Genomic DNA, 3080 nt, shown 5'->3' with positions numbered 1-3080 from the left:
CTTATGAACGGTATTTGTACGATTATTTCCGCGTTTTTGCAGGTGTGAATGCTGAAAATGAAGAAGAGGAGTTGAATTTTGGTGAAATTTCTCCAACAGCGATTGCCGGATTTAGATTTTTTACCCCCTATATGTTCCATTTGGATGTGCGTTTGGATAATCAGTTGAGACCCCGAATAGGTATTGAACGGGAACTGATGATTTTTCCACGAACCGTTTTATTCGGCGAACTTGAATACAGGACAGATTTTGGCTGGGTGAATGACCTTACAGATGAAGTAACCGGTGAATCCGTAAATTTCAAAGATGAACTCGTCTGGTCGGCAGGATTGGAATATTTCCTGGGAAGGGACTTTTCTCTGAAAGCCAGTTATGACAATCGGTTTGGAGTTGGAGGAGGATTGTCAGTGAGATTTTGACAGCATTGTAAATGCGGCAGAGAACTGTCCCACAAATTGTGGATATGAAGATAGAATTGGATACATTAATAATCCAAGGGCCCATTATCATACCACAGGTCCTGAAATTCAATAGATAATTTTCACACAATTAGCTAAGTATAGCCGGTAAGGTACTGTCTGGAGCAATATAATCAATCTGCCTGGAAAGTCTCTGAAGAAAAGTTTCTTTAAATGGTGTTTGTCCATAAAGTCAAAGAAATTTGAAAGAGTCTCGTCTGGAATGTTCGCTGGCAAGGCTTGCGAGTTTTGAATGCCAGATGATCCGGTCATATACTTTGTCGCTTCCGGTCTATGTTGATCCCTTATCTTTCAATATGCGAATGGCATTTAAAACTGCAATCATTGATACGCCCATGTCTCCAAAAACCGCTTGCCACATATTCGCGGTCCCCGCTATACCCAGTGAAATAAAAACAAGCTTAATGCCCAGGGCAATAAAAATATTTTGCCAAACCACATTCCTTGTTTTTTTAGCCACATCAATGGCCTCGATTACTTTTGAAGGGGAGTCGGTCATCAGCACTACATCGGCAGTTTCGATGGCCGCATCAGCACCAAGAGCACCCATGGCTATTCCCACATCAGCACGGGCAATTACCGGTGCATCGTTTATTCCGTCACCTACAAAGGCCACATATTTTTTATCTCCAAGCATGCCTTCCACATGTTTGATTTTATCCTCAGGCAGCAATTCCGCATAATAGTTGTCAATACCAAGTTTTGTTGCAACGGAATGAGCGGCAGCCTGATGGTCTCCAGTCAGCATAACTGTTTTGATGCCTTTTTGTTTCAGTTGGGTGATGGTTTCATAAGCCTGTTCTTTAACCCTATCCGAAATAATAATATATCCTGCATATTGCCTGTCAATGACCACATGAACCAGAGTGCCCTCAACCTGAAAATCCGGATAAGATATTTTATTCTGACGCAACAATTTGTTATTGCCGATGATCATTTCCTTCCCCTTGATAGTGGCTTGGATGCCATGACCGGAAATTTCTTTATAGGAAGCAATTAGAGATGAATCGGTCACACCTCCGTAAGCTTCGGTGATCGATTTTGCTATTGGATGATTTGACCCGGATTCTGCCAAAGCAGCATACTCAAGCACCTCATCTTTCGTATATCCATTCATGGTGGCAATGGATGAAACCTTAAACTCACCCTTCGTAAGGGTTCCTGTTTTATCAAATATAACAGTATCCAATTTGGTTAAAACATCTAAAAAATTGGAACCTTTTACCAGGATCCCTTTCCGCGATGCAAGGCCAACACCTCCAAAATAAGCTAAAGGAATGCCGATGACCAGGGCACAGGGACATGATATAACCAGAACTACCAGAGCTCTGTAAATCCATTCATTAAATGTAGCTCCGGCTATGATCAAGGGAGGCAGTACCGCAATCAAGGCAGAAATAGTAACCACTATGGGGGTATAATACCGGGCAAAGGTGGTAATAAACTTTTCGGTTTCAGCTTTCCTGGCTGTTGCATTCTCCACCAATTCAAGCATTCTGGAAATGGAAGATTCACTGAATAGCTTCTGAACCTTAACGGTAAGCAAACCGGACAGATTGATCATGCCGGCCAGCACTTCTTCCCCTTCAGAGGCCCTACGGGGAACACTTTCACCGGTTAATGCAGCAGTGTCCATAAAAGATTCTCCCCCTGTAACGGTTCCATCGAGCGGAACTTTTTCCCCGGGTTTCACAATAATGGTATCACCGATATGAACCTCTTCCGGAGCAACTTTCTTTGTTTCTGTAGCAGTTTTCAGATTGGCATATTCGGGTTTGACTTCCAGCAATGACTTTATGGACCTGCGCGAACGTCCTACTGCGATATCCTGAAGCAACTCTCCGACCACATAAAATAACATAACCGCAATGGCCTCATGCATTTCACCAATGGCAACAGCTCCAAGCGTAGCAATGGTCATTAAAAACTGTTCATTAAATACCCGGCCCCGCATGATACTTTTTACGGCTGAAGCAATCACATTCCAGCCAACAATCAGGTATGCAGTTCCCAAAACCAAATATTCCGCTATCCCGAAGGGGGAATTGCGTAAGGCTTCATTGTAAATCATCCCGAAAATCAGAAGAACCAGGCCGGTAATGGCTTTAATAAATGCTGTCCGGTTCTCTTTCAGTTCATTTACCAAATGAGGCTTTTTATGGTTTCGGGCCGTTTCAATTTCCACTTCCGGTTCCACCTGCTTAATCGTGTTCCTGACTTTCTCAATATTCTCCGTATCAATAGTCATTGTAGAATTGACGAAATTCACAGCAACAAATTTCACTTCGTCCATCTTTTTGACGTTGCTTTCAATTTTGGCAGCACAAGAGGCGCAATCAATGTTTTTTAAGGTGTATTTTTCCATTATTTCTTTGTTTCATCACTTCCCTTTGTACTTACAATCTAAATTCTTTTTTGTTTTGATTTCCCTTGTATGGAATCAAATTCTATTCTTTGAGTAAACAATAAGCAATAAACTAAACCACCTGCCTAAAGGCAGGTGCTATTCTCATAAGAGAAACGGTAGGAAAAATCATATTTTACAGCCAGACGAGGTTCAAACTGGATGTCTGATATATGTAACCCGGGGAAACTGATCGT

At 42.0% G+C, this 3080-nt stretch carries 2 protein-coding genes; one reads left to right on the top strand and one right to left on the bottom strand.

The genetic code is table 11. The annotated features are described in order from the left end of the window. Nucleotides 1–419 (top strand): hypothetical protein (locus KGY70_19900; GenBank protein ID MBS3777469.1); only part of this gene is annotated, 419 nt, incomplete at its 5' end. A 331-nt stretch (nt 420–750) separates the two neighbouring features. Here KGY70_19900 and cadA read toward each other — a convergent pair. Further along, nucleotides 751–2844: a cadmium-translocating P-type ATPase gene (gene cadA, locus KGY70_19895; protein ID MBS3777468.1), complete on the bottom strand. Its 2094-nt coding sequence runs from the start codon at nt 2842–2844 to the stop codon at nt 751–753. Nucleotides 2845–3080 lie beyond the last annotated feature (236 nt).

The organism is Bacteroidales bacterium (assembly GCA_018334875.1).
Taxonomy (GTDB): domain Bacteria; phylum Bacteroidota; class Bacteroidia; order Bacteroidales; family UBA12077; genus JAGXLC01.
The sequence above is the reverse complement of the archived record's forward strand: the minus strand, read 5'-3'. Positions and strand labels throughout refer to the sequence as shown.

Excerpts from the sequence above, each read along its gene's own strand:
- cadA (MBS3777468.1), bottom strand. The coding sequence starts at position 2,844 with ATGGAAAAATACACCTTAAAAAACATTGATTGCGCCTCTTGTGCTGCC.